The 13,935-nt window shown below is 68.4% G+C and carries 13 protein-coding genes; 5 read left to right on the forward strand and 8 right to left on the reverse strand.

The features are described 5' to 3' along the window. The 6 genes from rfbD to kdsA all read right to left on the reverse strand — a co-directional run bounded on the left by rfbD (position 1) and on the right by kdsA (position 5,031). Positions 1-888 (reverse strand): dTDP-4-dehydrorhamnose reductase, encoded by an 888-nt coding sequence (gene rfbD / locus HEQ75_RS14490; RefSeq protein WP_168031773.1) that lies wholly within the window; start codon positions 886-888, stop codon positions 1-3. Beyond that, the gene (rfbC, locus tag HEQ75_RS14495) at positions 888-1,454 is read right to left on the reverse strand and encodes a dTDP-4-dehydrorhamnose 3,5-epimerase (protein WP_168031775.1); all 567 of its coding nucleotides are present in this window, start codon (positions 1,452-1,454) and stop codon (positions 888-890) included. The genes rfbD and rfbC overlap by 1 nt, the downstream gene beginning before the upstream one ends. Next, positions 1,451-2,332: a glucose-1-phosphate thymidylyltransferase RfbA gene (gene rfbA, locus HEQ75_RS14500; protein ID WP_168031777.1), complete on the reverse strand. Its 882-nt coding sequence runs from the start codon at positions 2,330-2,332 to the stop codon at positions 1,451-1,453. The genes rfbC and rfbA overlap by 4 nt, the downstream gene beginning before the upstream one ends. Next, complete coding sequence (rfbB, locus tag HEQ75_RS14505; RefSeq protein ID WP_168031779.1) at positions 2,329-3,384, reverse strand: dTDP-glucose 4,6-dehydratase; 1,056 nt, start codon at positions 3,382-3,384, stop codon at positions 2,329-2,331. Before rfbB ends, rfbA begins: the two co-directional genes overlap by 4 nt. Before the next feature lie 64 nt (positions 3,385-3,448). Next, on the reverse strand, positions 3,449-4,198 hold the full coding sequence (locus HEQ75_RS14510) for a 3-deoxy-manno-octulosonate cytidylyltransferase (RefSeq protein WP_168031890.1): 750 nt from the start codon (positions 4,196-4,198) through the stop codon (positions 3,449-3,451). Continuing rightward, positions 4,198-5,031: a 3-deoxy-8-phosphooctulonate synthase gene (gene kdsA, locus HEQ75_RS14515; protein ID WP_168031781.1), complete on the reverse strand. Its 834-nt coding sequence runs from the start codon at positions 5,029-5,031 to the stop codon at positions 4,198-4,200. The genes HEQ75_RS14510 and kdsA overlap by 1 nt, the downstream gene beginning before the upstream one ends. A gap of 434 nt (positions 5,032-5,465) precedes the next feature. On the opposite strand from kdsA, the gene HEQ75_RS29055 reads away from it, so the two are divergent. The 5 genes from HEQ75_RS29055 to HEQ75_RS14540 all read left to right on the forward strand — a co-directional run bounded on the left by HEQ75_RS29055 (position 5,466) and on the right by HEQ75_RS14540 (position 11,271). Further along, positions 5,466-7,685 carry a glycosyltransferase family 2 protein gene (locus tag HEQ75_RS29055; RefSeq protein WP_168031783.1) on the forward strand — a complete coding sequence of 740 codons (2,220 nt, stop codon included), beginning with the start codon at positions 5,466-5,468 and terminating at the stop codon, positions 7,683-7,685. Between the two features lie 3 nt (positions 7,686-7,688). After that, positions 7,689-9,014, forward strand: a complete 1,326-nt coding sequence (locus tag HEQ75_RS14525) for a glycosyltransferase family 4 protein (protein ID WP_168031785.1) — start codon at positions 7,689-7,691, stop codon at positions 9,012-9,014. Between the two features lie 98 nt (positions 9,015-9,112). Then, complete coding sequence (locus HEQ75_RS14530) at positions 9,113-10,069, forward strand: polysaccharide pyruvyl transferase family protein (protein WP_168031787.1); 957 nt, start codon at positions 9,113-9,115, stop codon at positions 10,067-10,069. Between the two features lie 47 nt (positions 10,070-10,116). Then, positions 10,117-10,587 (forward strand): glycosyltransferase family protein, encoded by a 471-nt coding sequence (locus tag HEQ75_RS14535; protein WP_168031789.1) that lies wholly within the window; start codon positions 10,117-10,119, stop codon positions 10,585-10,587. A 3-nt stretch (positions 10,588-10,590) separates the two neighbouring features. Continuing rightward, entirely contained in the window at positions 10,591-11,271 is a 681-nt protein-coding gene (locus HEQ75_RS14540) for a glycosyltransferase family protein (RefSeq protein WP_168031791.1), read from the forward strand. A gap of 37 nt (positions 11,272-11,308) precedes the next feature. On the opposite strand, the gene HEQ75_RS14545 is transcribed toward HEQ75_RS14540, so the two are convergent. After that, entirely contained in the window at positions 11,309-12,514 is a 1,206-nt protein-coding gene (locus HEQ75_RS14545; protein ID WP_168031793.1) for a glycosyltransferase family 29 protein, read from the reverse strand. A gap of 110 nt (positions 12,515-12,624) precedes the next feature. Beyond that, on the reverse strand, positions 12,625-13,614 hold the full coding sequence (locus HEQ75_RS14550; protein WP_168031795.1) for a KpsF/GutQ family sugar-phosphate isomerase: 990 nt from the start codon (positions 13,612-13,614) through the stop codon (positions 12,625-12,627). Between the last annotated feature and the right edge of the window lie 321 nt (positions 13,615-13,935).

The raw sequence follows: 13,935 nt of genomic DNA on the forward strand, positions 1-13,935 counted from the left end.
TCAGCCCGCGTGCAGTGCCTTGACCACCTGGGCCAGCCCGTCCTGCCAGGCCGGCAGTTCCACGCCGAAGGTCGCTTTCAGCTTGCCGGTGTCAAGCCGGCTGTTGGCCGGGCGCTTCGCCTTGGTGGGGTATTCATGGCTGCCCACCGGGTGCACCACCGGGCGCGGCCCGCCGAAGGGGGCGGCGGCGGCGAAGATCGCCTCGGCGAATTCGTGCCAATGGGTGTGGCCGCTGCCGGCGGCGTGGAACACGCCGCGATAGGATGCCTGCCACCCCGTCTCCCGCACCCGCGCCAGCACGCCGGCGATGGCATCCGCCAGGTCTGGGGCGGAGGTCGGGTTGCCGTGCTGGTCGTTGACCACGCGCAGCTCCGGCCGCTGGGCGCCGACCGCCAACATGGTGCGGACGAAGTTCCGGCCCACCGGGCTGTAGACCCAGGCGGTGCGCAGCACGAGGGTCTGCGGACAGGCCGCCAGCGCCGCCCATTCGCCGGCCAGCTTGGTGCGGCCATAGGCGGAGGAGGGGTTCGGCAGCGCCGTCTCGACATAGGGCGCGGTGCCCAGCCCGTCATAGACATAGTCGGTGCTGATCTGCACCAGCGGGATCCCGGCCTCCCCGCACAGCCGGCCGAGCAGCGCCGGCCCCAGCGCATTGGCGCGGAAGGCGGCAGGTTCGTCATCCTCGGCGGCATCCACCGCGGTCCAGGCTGCGGTGTTCACCACCGCGTCCGGCCGCACCGCCGCGAAGGCGGCCTGCACCGTCTCCGGCTGGTCGAATTCGAAATCGGGCTGGCCGACCAGCACCGCCTCGAACCCCTGTGCCGGCAGGCTGGCCTCCAGCCCGGTGGCGAGCTGGCCGCCGCGGCCGGTGACGAGGATGCGCCGCATCAGACCGCCCCCTTCGGAAACACCGGCGCCACATCCGCCAGCTTCGGCGCGGCGCGGTCCTTGTCCGACAGCACCGGCCCGCCCGGCGGCAGCGGCCAGTCGATGCCCAGCGCCGGGTCGTTCCACAGGATGCCGCCGTCATGCTCCCGGCTGTATTCGGCATCGACCTTGTAGAGCACCTCGCAATCCGGCTCGAGCGTCAGGAAGCCATGCGCGAAGCCGCGCGGCACCCAGAGCTGGCGCCAGTTCTCGGCCGAAAGCTCCACCGCCACATGCCGGCCATAGGTCGGGCTGCCTTCCCGGATATCGACCGCGACATCCAGCACCCGGCCGCGCACCACGCGCACCAGCTTGCCCTGCGCCGCCGGGGCGCGCTGGAAATGCAGGCCGCGCAGCACGCCCACCTCCCGCGACAGGGAGTGGTTGTCCTGCACGAAGGTCACGTCCAGCCCCTGGGCGGCGAGCGCGCTGCGCTTCCACACCTCGCTGAAGAAGCCGCGCGCATCGCCGAAGCGCGCCGGCTCGATCAGCAGGACGTCCGGAATGGCTTGCGGCGTGACCTTCACGGCACATGCTCCGCGCAGAGCTGCAGCAGGTAGCGGCCATAGGCAGTCTTCGCCTGGGCCTGGGCCTGGGTGCGCAGCTCCTCCACCGAGAGGAAGCCGCGGCGATAGCCGATCTCCTCCGGGCAGCCGACCTGCAGGCCCTGGCGTTCCTGCACCGTCTGCACGAAGGTCGCCGCCTGCAGCAGGCTGGCCGGCGTGCCGGCATCGAGCCAGGCGCAGCCGCGGCCCAGCTGGTCGGCGCGCAGCGAGCCATCCTGCATGTAGAGCAGGTTGAGGTCGGTGATCTCCAGCTCGCCACGGGCGGAGGGCTGGATCTGCCGGGCCATCCGCGTCACCCGCTTGTCGTAGAAATACAGGCCGATCACCGCCCAGTCGGATTTCGGCCGGACCGGCTTCTCCTCGATCGAGAGCACCCGGCCGGTCTCGTCGAACTCGGCCACGCCATAGCGTTCCGGGTCCGCGACGCGGTAGCCGAAGATGGTGGAGGTGCCGGCCTCGGCCAGGTCCGCCGCATGATGCAGCCGGTCCGACAGGCCCTCGCCGTAGATGATGTTGTCGCCCAGCGCCAGCGCGCAGGCCTCGCCGGCGATCCAGTCCTCGCCGATGTGGAAGGCCTGGGCCAGCCCGTCCGGGGAGGGCTGCTCGGCATAGGTCAGCTTGACGCCGAACTGGCTGCCATCGCCCAGCAGGCGGCGGAAATTGGGCAGATCCTCCGGCGTCGAGATCAGCATGATGTCGCGGATGCCTGCCAGCATCAGCGTGCCGAGCGGGTAGTAGACCATCGGCTTGTCATAGACCGGCAGCAGCTGCTTGGAGGCCGCCCGCGTCATCGGGTGCAGCCGCGTGCCGGATCCCCCGGCCAGGATGATACCCTTCATGCCTTCACACCCAGCCTTTGCCCGCCATAGGTCTTGTCCCGGATCGGTCGCCACCAGGCCTCGTTGTCGAGGTACCAGCGGATGGTGTGCTCAAGCCCGGCCTCGAAATCGTAGCGCGCGGTCCAGCCCAGCTCGGCCTCGGCCTCGGACGGGTCCATGGCGTAGCGGAAATCATGGCCCGGACGGTCGGCGACATAGGTGATGAGGCGTTCGCGCGGCCCCGCCGGGTCCGGCCGCAGCCGGTCCAGGGTGGCGCAGATGGCGCGCACCACCTGCAGGTTGGTGCGTTCCTGGCGCGGGCCGATGCAGTAGGTGGCGCCCGGCCGGCCGCGCATCAGCGCCAGCACCAGCGCCTCCGCATGGTCGTCCACATGCAGCCAGTCGCGGATGTTCTCGCCCTTGCCATAGACGGGCAGGGGGCGGCCTTCCAGCGCGTTCAGCGTCACCAGCGGGATCAGCTTTTCCGGGAATTGCCAGGGGCCGTAATTGTTCGTGGTGTTGGAGACGAAGGCGGGGAAGCCATAGGTGTGCTCCCAGGCACGCACCAGGTGGTCGGAGCCCGCCTTGGAGGCGCTGTAGGGGCTGCGCGGGTCGTAGGGGGTGCGGGCATCGAAGGGCGCATCGCCCTCGTGCAGCGAGCCGAACACCTCGTCGGTGGAGACGTGGTGGAAGCGGAAGGCGGCCTTGGCGGCGGCGTCCAGCGTGTTCCAATGGTGCCGGGCGGCTTCCAGCAGCACCTGGGTGCCGACCACATTGGTGCGGATGAAGGCGGCCGGGCCATCGATGGAACGGTCCACATGGCTCTCGGCCGCCAGGTGCATCACCCGGTCCGGCCGGTGTGTGGCAAACGCCTCGCGCATCGCCTCGTGGTCGCAGATGTCGGCCTGGATGTGGATGTGCCGCCGGTCCCCGGCATGCATGCCCAGCGCGGCGGGGCTGGCGGCGTAGGTCATCAGATCGACATTGACCACCACCTCCTCGGTGGTGGTGAGCAGGCGCCGGACCACGGCGGAACCGATGAAGCCGAAGCCACCGGTGATGAGGATCGTCATGGGCAGCAACACCTAAAGGCAAGGATTGTGCAGCGCAATGGCGGGCCTGCCACCGGCGGGTGACTCAAGGCCGGGCCTGGCCGCGGGCGGCGAGGATTCGCCGCGCCCGTTCCAGATCCGCCGGGGTGTCGACGCCCAGCGGCACGTCGTCCACCGCCACCGCGTCGATCCGCATCCCGGCCTCCAGCGCCCGCAGCTGCTCCAGCTTTTCCCGCAGTTCGAGCGGCGAGGGCGGCAGCCGCACGAAGCGGTCCAGCGCGGCACGGCGCCAGGCATAGAGCCCGATATGGTGCCACAGCGGCCCCTCGCCCCAGGGCGCCGTGGTGCGGGTGAAATACAGGCAGCGGAAGTGGCCGGGCCGGATCTCGGTGCCCACCATCTTCACCACGGAGGAGGCATGGCGCTCCTCCTCCTCCACGATCGGCGCGACCAGCGTGCCGAGCGCGACCTCCGCCTCGTCCATCGTGCCGAAGACGGCGCGGATGGCGTGCGGCGCGATGGAGGGCAGGTCGCCCTGCACGTTCACCACCACGTCGCAGGTGCCGTCCGGGTCCACGGCGCCGATCGCCTCATGGATGCGGTCGGAGCCGGAGGGATGGTCGGCGCGCGTCATCACCGCGCGGCCGCCGGCGGCGCGCACCACCTCGGCCACCTCCGCCGTGTCGGTGGCGATCACCACCTCGCCGATATCGGCCTCCCGCGCCCGGTCCAGCACATGCAGGATCATCGGCCGGCCGAGGATGTCGGCCAGCGGCTTGCCGGGCAGGCGGCTGGCCTGCATCCGGGCCGGGATCAGCACCAGCGGACGCATGATCAGGCGAAGCCCTTCACCAGCGCGTCGATCTGCTGCAGCCGGCCGATCAGCGCCTCGAACTGGTCGAGCGGCACCATGTTGGGGCCATCGGAGGGCGCATTGTCCGGATCCTCATGCGTCTCGATGAACACCGCGGCGACGCCGACCGCCACCGCGGCGCGGGCCAGGGTCTCGACGAATTCCCGCTGGCCGCCGGAGGAGGTGCCCATGCCGCCGGGCTGCTGCACCGAATGGGTGGCGTCGAACACCACCGGCAGGCCGGTGTCGCGCGCCATGATCGGCAGGGACCGCATGTCCGAGACCAGGGTGTTGTAGCCGAAGGAGGCGCCGCGCTCGGTCAGCAGCACGTTGGGGTTGCCGGCGCCGGTCAGCTTGGCGGCGACATTCTTCATGTCCCACGGCGCCAGGAACTGGCCCTTCTTGACGTTGATGACCCGGCCGGTGGCGGCGGCGGCCAGCAGCAGGTCGGTCTGCCGGCACAGGAAGGCGGGGATCTGCAGCACGTCCACCGCTTCCGCCACCGGGGCGCATTGCGCGGCATCGTGCACGTCGGTCAGCACCGACAGGCCCAGCGTTTCGCGGATCTCGGCGAAGACCTCCAGGCCCTTCGCCATGCCGATGCCGCGCGCCGCCTTGGCGGAGGTGCGGTTCGCCTTGTCGTAGGAGGTCTTGTAGATGAGTCCGATGCCAAGCCGGCCGCAGATCTCCTTCAAGGCTGTGGCGGTTTCCAGCGCATGGGCCCGGCTTTCCATCTGGCAGGGGCCGGCGATGAGCGACAGGGGCAGGTGGTTGCCGACAGCGACGGGGCCGATCCGAACGGTGGTGCGGGACATGGCGCGGAAATCCTCGACCGGGAGAGCGGTGTCTAGCTTGCAACGGAAGAAACGCCAATGCTGGCGCGGGCCAGGGCGGGGCATGTGCCGCGTTGCGGTGCAGCACAACCTCGGTTAACCTATAACGTAAGGTATTAGAGGCGGCCACGGGGCTCTTGCACGTGACGGTGCTTCGGATATCTTGGCATTCCGGCTGGAGATTTCGCGTGCTTAAGGAAAAGCCCGTCGCCGCAGCCGCGCCCGGCATCGCCCACCACGCTGTACAGTTGGATATCGGGGCCGGATGGGTCCTGCGCTTTTCGCCGCGTGCGCTGAGCGTCGGGCAGAATTTGAATATCATCCGCGGTGACGACACGCTGCTGCACGCGATCTATCGTGCGGCCATTGGAACCTTGGTCATCAACGACCGGATCAATGGCCGCTGGAATCCCGAGGTGAGGCTTCCCGTCGTGGTGCCGCCCGGAGACGATCTGCTTGTGGTCCTCCAGGTGACGGAGGATGGTCTGCGCGTGACGCTGCCGGGCCGGGAGCCATTGGGGGTGCCGGGCCGCTTTCGCCTGGCCGGCTCGGCCGAGATGCTGGTGCCCAACGGCATCCTGGTGACCGAGGGGACGACGATCACCGAGCCGCCGGCGGAGCCCGCCGTGGCTGTCCCGACGGTAGAGCCGGCCGTGGCTGCCCCGCCGGCAGAGCCGGCCGTGGCCGCCCCGCCGGCCGCGCCGGCCGTTGCTGCCCCGCCGGCTGCGCCGGCCGTGGCTGCCCCACCCGTCGTGCCAGCCGTGGCCGCCCCACCCGTCGTGCCAGCCGTGGCCGCCCCGCCGGCGGAGCCGGCCGTGACTGCCCCGCCGGCGGAGCCGGTTGCGCTGGCCCCGCCGCCGCCGCCGCCACCGCCGCCACCGGAGCCGGTTCGGACCGAAGGCGTGGTGGACGACTACGGCTACAGCGAGGCGCTCGACGCGCTGTTCTTCATCGGCTGGATGCGGAGCAGCCTGCCGGCGGACCATTCGGGCCATATCCCGGCGACCATCCAGTTCGAAGGCCGGGCGATCGAGGGCGAGGCCCTGCTGCTGCAGTATGACCGGCCGGATGTGCGGGATTTCGGCCATGGCTTCGTCCTGGCGTTGCTGTTCCCGGGCGCGCCGGCGGGGCAGCTGCCGCTCACCGACATCGTGCTGCGCATCGATCCGCGCCGAAGCTGGGTGATCGGCTGCTCGCCTGGCACCACCAGGCGCGACGGCCCCGGCATTCTGCGCCTGGCCCGTGATGCGGTGCGCCATGCCGGTGCCGGCGGTGCCGGCGCCGTGCGCGCCACGCTCGACCGGCCGATGAACCCGGACCAGGACACGCTGAACAGCGCCGGCCTGCCGGTGCATCTGGAGATGGACGAGGTGGTGCAGACCGGCACCGGCTGCGCCATGCTGATGGGCTGGTGCGTCGATCCGCTGGGGCTGATCGCCTCCACCCATCTGCGCTGCGGGCCGCATTTCTCGCCGCCACTCGAGACCTCGCGCGTTCGGGTGCGGCGCAACGACATCCACGACACCTTCGGCCCCCGCTACGGCACCGATGAGCGCCAGGCCGGCTTCGTCGCCTGGGGCGACACCGGGGCGGTGCGGGACGACAAGCTGTTCCTCGAGATCCGCCTGACCAATGGCCGGATCCTTTCCAAACCGCTGCCGCGGCCGATGCGCAGCGGCGTCGCCGCGATGCGGCGCATCCTGACCTCCGCCGCCCTGCCGGGCCATGAGCTGGACCGGATGTTCGACACCATCTTCGGCAAGCCGCTGCTGCAGCTGAATCGGGCGCGGCTGGATAGGCCGATGGCGGTGCAGGAGGAGGTGTTCGGCCAGCTGCCGGAGAAGCCGCGGGTCAGCCTCGTGATCCCGCTCTACAAGCGGCTCGACTTCATGCGCTACCAGCTGGCGATGTTCTCCCGCGAGGGGCTGCCGGCGGATGAGGTGGTCTATGTGCTGGACGACCCGGATCAGCGGGAGACGCTGCTGCGCATGGCGCATGCGGTCCATGCCAGCTTCGGCATGCCGTTCCGCGTGCTGCTGCCGGAGGAGAATCGTGGCTTCGGGCCGGCCAGCAATCTCGGCCTGCAGCAGGCACGCGGCACCTATGTGCTGTTCCTGAACTCGGATGTCTTCCCGGAACGCGGCGACTGGCTGGACCGGCTGGTGATGCGCCTTGAAGCCGACCCCAGGCTCGGGACGGTCGGGCCGCTGCTGCTGTTCGCCGATGGCAGCATCCAGCATGCCGGCATGGCCTTCGAGAAGCTGCGCCAGTTCTCCGGCTGGCTGTTCCCCATTCATCCCGGCAAAGGTCGCTTCCCGCGGGAGGAGGGGCCGGAACTGGCGAAGGCGCCGGCCATCACCGGCGCCGCGATGCTGATGCGCCGCGACCTGGCGCTGGAACTCGGCGGCTTCGACCCGGATTATGTGATCGGCGATTTCGAGGATGCGGATCTGTGCCTTCGCCTGGCCGCCCGCGGCCTGGCCTGCGCCACCGACATGACCGTGCGCGCCTGGCACCTGGAGCGGCAGTCGCAGAACGATCCAACCGACAATTGGCGCACCAACCTGACCCTGCTGAATGCCTGGAGCTTCAACCGGCGCCGGCACCTGACACGGCACCTGGCGGTGGAGAGCTGAAGGATGCGGAGCAGCAGGAATTCCGGGCGCGGCGCCAGCGGCGCGACGGGCCCCGCGGCCGGCGCGACGCCGCTGCGCGTGCTCATCGTCTCCCACATGCACCCGCGGGTGTCGCGTGGCGGGGCGGAGATCGCCGCCTACCAGATGTACACCGCGCTGCGGGAGATGCCGGGCATCACCGCCTGGTTCTGCGGCGGTGCCTCGGCCTCCATGCAGCCGCCGCTCGGCACGCATGTTTTCCAGCCCTTCGGGCCGGACGAGTTCGTCATCGGCAATCCCGGCTACGACCACTGGAACCACAGCGCCAACAATCCGCGCTTTGCCGATGAATTCCGCGATTTGGTGGCGGAGTTGAAGCCGGATGTGGTGCATTTCCACCATTTCGCGAATCTGGGGATGGAGGCGCTGCTGCAGGTGAAGCAGGCGGCGCCTGAGGCACGCATCGTGCTGACGCTGCACGAGTACCTGGCGATTTGTCACCATTTCGGCCAGATGGTGAAGCGCCCGGGAATGGAGCTGTGCGAGGCTGCTTCGCCGCATGATTGTGCGCGGTGCTTTCCGGAGAAGTCGGACAACGACTTCTTCATGCGCAAGCTCTACATCCAGCGCTTCATGAAGCTGGCCGATCATTTCATCTCGCCCAGCCGCTTCCTCGCCGATCGCTACATCGCCTGGGGGCTGGAGGCGGACCGGGTGAGCGTGATCGAGAACGGCCAGCCCACCCTTCCCGGCGAGGACCAGCCGATGCCGGATCCGGCGACGCTCATCGTCGGGTTCTTCGGCCAGTTGTCGACGCTGAAGGGGGTGGGTCTGCTGATGGATGCGGCGGACGACCTGCGCAGGCGGCCGCCGAAGCGCGGCCGGCTGCGGCTTGAGATCTCGGGCGATGCCTCGAACCAGCCGCCCGTGCTGCGGGAGGAGATCGAGCGACGCTTGGCCGCGGCGCGCGGCGTGGTGACGGTGCGCGGGCCCTATGACCACAAGCGGGTGAAGTCGCTGATGCAGGCCTGCCACGCGGTGCTGGTGCCCAGCATCTGGTGGGAGAATTCGCCGATGGTGATCCAGGAGGCGTTCGGGGCGCGCCGGCCGGTGATCTGTTCCGACATCGGCGGCATGGCGGAGAAGGTGCGCCATGGCGTGGACGGCTTCCACTTCCGCGCCCGCAGCGCCACCTCGCTGAGCGACCTGCTGCGCCGCCTGGCGGATAATCCGCAGGAAGTGCTGGACCTGCAGGCGACGCTGGCGCGGCCGCCGAGCGTGGCGGAGACGGTGGGCGAGGTGCGCGGGCTTTACGCCCGGCTTCGTGTGGCGGCGCCGGCCCTCGCCTGACCAATCCGCGCCGGCCGTCGCTTCCAGGATTGACAGCCAGGGTCCGCGGTTGCGAACAGCACGCCGCTTGGATGTTGTTGCAGGGCAAGGATCGAGACATGCCGGAGACGGATGGTAACGCCAGGTCGGTCATGCTGGTGAACGACACACGGCCCGACCGGCATTACGGGTGCCAGGCGGTGGTGGAAGGGCTGCTGGTGTTCCTCGCCCGGGCCGGTCTGCGCATCCCGTCCTTTCACCCGGTCGGGAAGCCCTGGACGGCCGACCCCACGTTCCACGAGCGGATCGCGCAGGTTTCCGCCGTTGTCGTGAACGGCGAGGGCTCCATTCACCACAGCAACGCCCGGGCGCAGGCGCTGGCGCAGATCGGGTCATTGTGTCGGCAGACCCTGCGCGTTCCCTCTATCCTGCTGAACGCAACCCTGGAAGCGAATGACGCGCGGGTCTACACTCATTTGGCGCAGTATGACCTCGTGCAGGTGCGCGATCGGCAGAGCTTTGCTGAGCTGGCGGCCTTCGGCTTGGCCAAGCCACTTTACTGTCCTGATTTCTCAATGTACCACGATTTTGCATCGGCGCGCACTGTGCCGCCATCTGAACCGCCTGCACGAATTGGCGTAACCGATTCGATCCTGCCCAAGGTCTCGGCGCAGTTGCAGACGATGAAAACGGACAAGGGCTTCGTTGCGTGTGACATCCGCATCCCGCCGAACCAGCCGACCACGATCTACGACTACGCGGCGCGCATGGCAGGTCTGGATCTGCTGGTCACCGGCCGCTACCACGCAGTGTGCTTCGCCATCAACACAGGCACACCCTTCGTCGCCATAGAATCCAATACCAAGAAGATTTCCAATCTGCTGCAGGACGTCTTTGGTGACACGCGCCGGGTCATCCAGCCCGAGGCTGTATCTGGACTTCGAGTGGAGGAGTACGCGGGATGGTCTGCGAAGGAAGCTGACGATCTTGCGCGCTTTGCGCAGGAACGGCCGAAGCACTACGCTGCCCTCGCGCAGGCGGTCGCCGAGACGGCCCGCCGGGCCAAAGCCGCCTGAGCCTCGGGACCGGCACCACCTTCCGCAACCCTTCTCCTGGTGAGAGCATGCCCGAACCAATTCCCGCAGCAGCGCCTCCCCTGAAGCCGGTTGCCTATGCCGGGTCGTTCGGCACCGTTCCGGCGTCCGGCTTCCTCGACACCGAGGAGGCCTTCGCCAAAACCGGCCGCAATACTGGCAATCTCGCCTTCCACGCCGCGTTGGCGGGTTGCCTTGCGGATCCCTGCACACCTGTCGGCTTCCGCTTCGACCCGGCGAAGATCCGCGAAACTTACCGCGCTATCTGCATACCGGCAGCGAACTTTCTCTATTCACGCTTCGACTTCTCCGACCTTGCCGGGCGGCTGGAGAAGGCGGGCTTGCCGGTCGTCATTGCCGGACTCGGGGCGCAGGCCGGGCGCAGCGTGGATGAAGTGAAGCTGAAGCCGGGCACAGAGCGCCTTCTGCGGGTGCTCGCGGAACAGTGCCGCACCATTGCCGTGCGCGGAGACTTCACCGCTCAGGTGTTGGAGCACTAAGGCGTGACGAATTACGAGGTGCTGGGCTGCCCCTCCAACTTCCTCAATCCAGATCCGGGCATGGGCCAGCGTATTGCCAGCCGCCTTGCCGGACCGATCGAGCGATGGGCCTTCGTGCCGACTTTCTATGACCGCCTGGCAAACTTCGAAATGCGCCTGTTCCGCCGCATCTCGCCGATGGTCGAGGAAATCATCTGCCAGGAGCCGCTGGCCGCCGTTGCCCTTGCCCGCGGCGATCGCGATGAGGCTCTGGAGGAGGCCTGGTTCACGGGGGCCGGGTTCCAGAAGTATGTGGCGAAGGTCGATCGCGGTACCTTCCGTCGACGGTTGCGCTCCTATTTCGGTGTGGAACCCTGGATGGAGTCGTATCGGCGCCTCGATGTCATCGTCGGCACGCGCATCCATGGTGTCAATCTGGGCTGGCAGTCCGGCCGGCCGGCCTTGATCTTCCCGCATGACCTTAGGACGCGCGAACTGGCCGAGATCATGGGCCTGCCGGTCATGGCCACCACCGATGCGGGGCGCGAAACGATCGCGGACGACATCGTCGATGCCATCGGCCCCTATGCCGAGCGCTTCGATTCTGTGCGGGCCTCGCTGGCCACTCGCTTCGGCGCAATGCTGGAGCAAGCTGGCCTTACACCTTCTAGCCGGCTGAAGGGCATCGCGGCCGGACCCGCCTAAACCGAGCTCCTCGACGGCGTGGGCCGGCCGCACAAGATTAGTCTGCCGATTTGGGCTTTACCAAATATAGGAAGCCCGGGCGGACTGCCGGGAGGAAATGAGTGGCAAACCAACGTTCGTATTGCACCTCGTGGCCGAGGTAGGCGCCAGTCTGGTGGCCGAAATAGTGCGGCCGCGCGACATCGGCGAAGAAATCGAACCCATAGGCCGTAACGGATTTGCCGAAAATCAGCGTCAGCAGGTTCATCGTCATCAGCCCGGTGGTCGAACGGACATAGGAGATGGCGGAGATGAAGGCACGCGTCGGATAGGGTAGGGTTGCGACGGCGGTGGGGATGGGCTCACGCGTTGTCGATGCGCCGAAATCGGCGATCGGGTGCAGACCGAGCGCTGGTACCTCCGCATAGCGCCCAGATCTCCCTCGCAGGCGCTGCAATGAAGGGCGCAGCGTCTCGTTGAAGGCCACCAGGTCCACGCGGTTTCCGACATCGGCGGCGAAGCCCTCGATTTCGGCGAAGTTGCAGCGGATCACGAGGTCATGCGCGTCGATCTCCGGCCCCAGCCCCGCCCCCTTCAGGGTCGGCGCATTGCCGACCAGGGCAATGCGGCGGGCGCCAAGCAGTATCTCGCTGATGCGCCAGAGCGATTGGCGCTCTTCCGGTGACAACGAGAGGGGATGGTCCTTCTCCGGCAGGTTGACCATGTCCAGGAAGGCGCCGCGCAGAACGGTGTTGAAGGCGGCAACGCTGGCTGCCGCGGCACCTTTCGGCTCCACCGAGGCGCACTGCAGCGCATAGGAGAGCTGCGCGGTCTCACCGAGCTGGCGCTTCACAGCCTCGAAGGCCGGCATCGCCTTGGCTGAATTGCCGACCAGTAGTGTCCGCACGCGCTCGGGATAGAGGTCGCGGTGATTAGGGAAATGACCGGCGAGCGCCTGTGACAGCGCATCCGCCGCTTCCGTCTCGCCTTCCCGGATGAGGTGCCAGATCAGCGCCCGCCCGGCCGTCAGATTGGCCGGATTTCGCGTAAGCGCCAGTTCGAGACCTCTGCGGAAGCCTTTCGCATCCATGTCAACGCAGGCGACGATACCGTTAATGCCGCTGAGACCCGTTGCCAGCGTTTCGAGGACATCGGCGAGAAACTCGGGGCGGCGTTCCTCAGGCTGGTCGCCAAACGCCCGCCGAAACTCGCCGACGTCTAGAACGCTCACCGCCATTGTCTTCTGGATCCCCTCAAAGCGCATGCTATGCCCTTTGATTTTCTCTCTGACAAGATGTGTGCGTCGTGGTGATGCCGAGGTAGTCCCACAGGCCTGCCGGCACGTGGCCCCTTTGGCCCCGCCATGCCTTGCCCTCAGGCGATCCCCGCCCGCAGCAGGTCGTGGATGTGCAGCACCCCCACCGGGATCCCTGCTTCGTCCAACGCGAAGATGCTGGTGATGCGGGTCTCGTTCATCTGGCCCAGCAGGTCCGCGGCCAGGGTTTCCGGCGTGGTGGTGCGCGGCTGGCGCGTCATCGCGCCGCCCACCGGTTGCTCCAGCGCGGTGCCGCGCTGAAAGGCGCGGCGCAGGTCGCCGTCGGTCAGCACGCCGACTAGGCGCCCCGCCTCGTCCACCACCCCCGTCACCCCGAAGCGACGGGAGGTCATCTCCACCACCGCCTGCTGCAGGCTCGCCGTCTCCGGCACCAGCGGCAGCTCTTCCTTGCCGTGCATCAGGTCGCGGGCGCGCTTCAGCCGGGCGCCCAGCTTGCCGCCGGGGTGGTAGTCGCGGAAATCGGCGCTGGTGAAGCCGCGGGCCTCCAGCAGGCACATCGCCAGCGCGTCGCCCAGTGCCAGCTGCATGGTGGTGCTGGTGGTCGGCGCCAGGCCGTTCGGGCAGGCTTCCGGTGCCCGTGGCAGCAGCAGGCAGATGTCCGCCGCACTGCCCAGCGCACTTTCGGCGCGGGAGGTGAGGGCCACCAGCGGAACGTCGAAGCGCCTTGTATAGGCGATGATGTCGGCCAGTTCCGGCGCCTCGCCGGACCAGGACAGCGCAAGCACCAAATCCTCGCGCGCGATCATGCCCAGATCGCCATGGCTCGCCTCGCCGGGATGCACGAAATAGGCGGGCGTGCCGGTCGAGGCGAGGGTGGCGGTGATCTTGCGGCCGACATGGCCGGATTTGCCCATGCCGGTCACGATCACACGGCCCGGTCGTGCCATGATGAGCCGGACGGTCCGCAGCAGCGCCTCGCCCAGGCTGCCGCCGAGTTCGGCATGCAGGGCGCGCAGGCCATCGGCCTCCAGCGCCACGGTGCGCAGCATGGTCTCGCGCGACGCCATGTCGGTCTGGTCCATTGTCATCAGCTTGCCCGCCTCGTCAGGGGTCGCGCGCTCCGGCTCCGGGGCGTGCCACCGGCAGGTAAAAGCATCTCGTCGTGTGCGGTGCAACCAACGGGATTGGCAGGCGTCTGGCGTTGCCACCGCTGCACGCCGGGCGGAAATGACGCGCCCCGGCCTTGGCAAGCCGGGTAGCGACCCGATACTTATCACGATTCCGACAATGTACAGTTTCCAGGGGCAAAAAGAGCCGCACGTGAAAGGGCCAGTCCGCGATTTCGTCAGGCCAGGGCCTTGGGCCGGGGCTGGCGCGGAGCTGGGGCTCCTGCCCGCGATTCCCCTGGG

The sequence above is a fragment of the Falsiroseomonas selenitidurans genome, from assembly GCF_012103215.1.
GTDB lineage: Bacteria > Pseudomonadota > Alphaproteobacteria > Acetobacterales > Acetobacteraceae > Falsiroseomonas > Falsiroseomonas selenitidurans.

What these genes read in the sequence shown, in the direction of transcription:
- rfbA (WP_168031777.1), bottom strand. Translation starts at nt 2,332, where the DNA reads ATGAAGGGTATCATCCTGGCCGGGGGATCCGGCACGCGGCTGCACCCG.
- rfbD (WP_168031773.1), bottom strand. Translation starts at nt 888, where the DNA reads ATGCGGCGCATCCTCGTCACCGGCCGCGGCGGCCAGCTCGCCACCGGG.
- rfbB (WP_168031779.1), bottom strand. Translation starts at nt 3,384, where the DNA reads ATGACGATCCTCATCACCGGTGGCTTCGGCTTCATCGGTTCCGCCGTG.
- HEQ75_RS14530 (WP_168031787.1), top strand. Translation starts at nt 9,113, where the DNA reads ATGCCGGAGACGGATGGTAACGCCAGGTCGGTCATGCTGGTGAACGAC.
- kdsA (WP_168031781.1), bottom strand. Translation starts at nt 5,031, where the DNA reads ATGTCCCGCACCACCGTTCGGATCGGCCCCGTCGCTGTCGGCAACCAC.
- HEQ75_RS14525 (WP_168031785.1), top strand. Translation starts at nt 7,689, where the DNA reads ATGCGGAGCAGCAGGAATTCCGGGCGCGGCGCCAGCGGCGCGACGGGC.
- HEQ75_RS14545 (WP_168031793.1), bottom strand. Translation starts at nt 12,514, where the DNA reads ATGCGCTTTGAGGGGATCCAGAAGACAATGGCGGTGAGCGTTCTAGAC.
- HEQ75_RS14550 (WP_168031795.1), bottom strand. Translation starts at nt 13,614, where the DNA reads ATGACAATGGACCAGACCGACATGGCGTCGCGCGAGACCATGCTGCGC.
- HEQ75_RS14535 (WP_168031789.1), top strand. Translation starts at nt 10,117, where the DNA reads ATGCCCGAACCAATTCCCGCAGCAGCGCCTCCCCTGAAGCCGGTTGCC.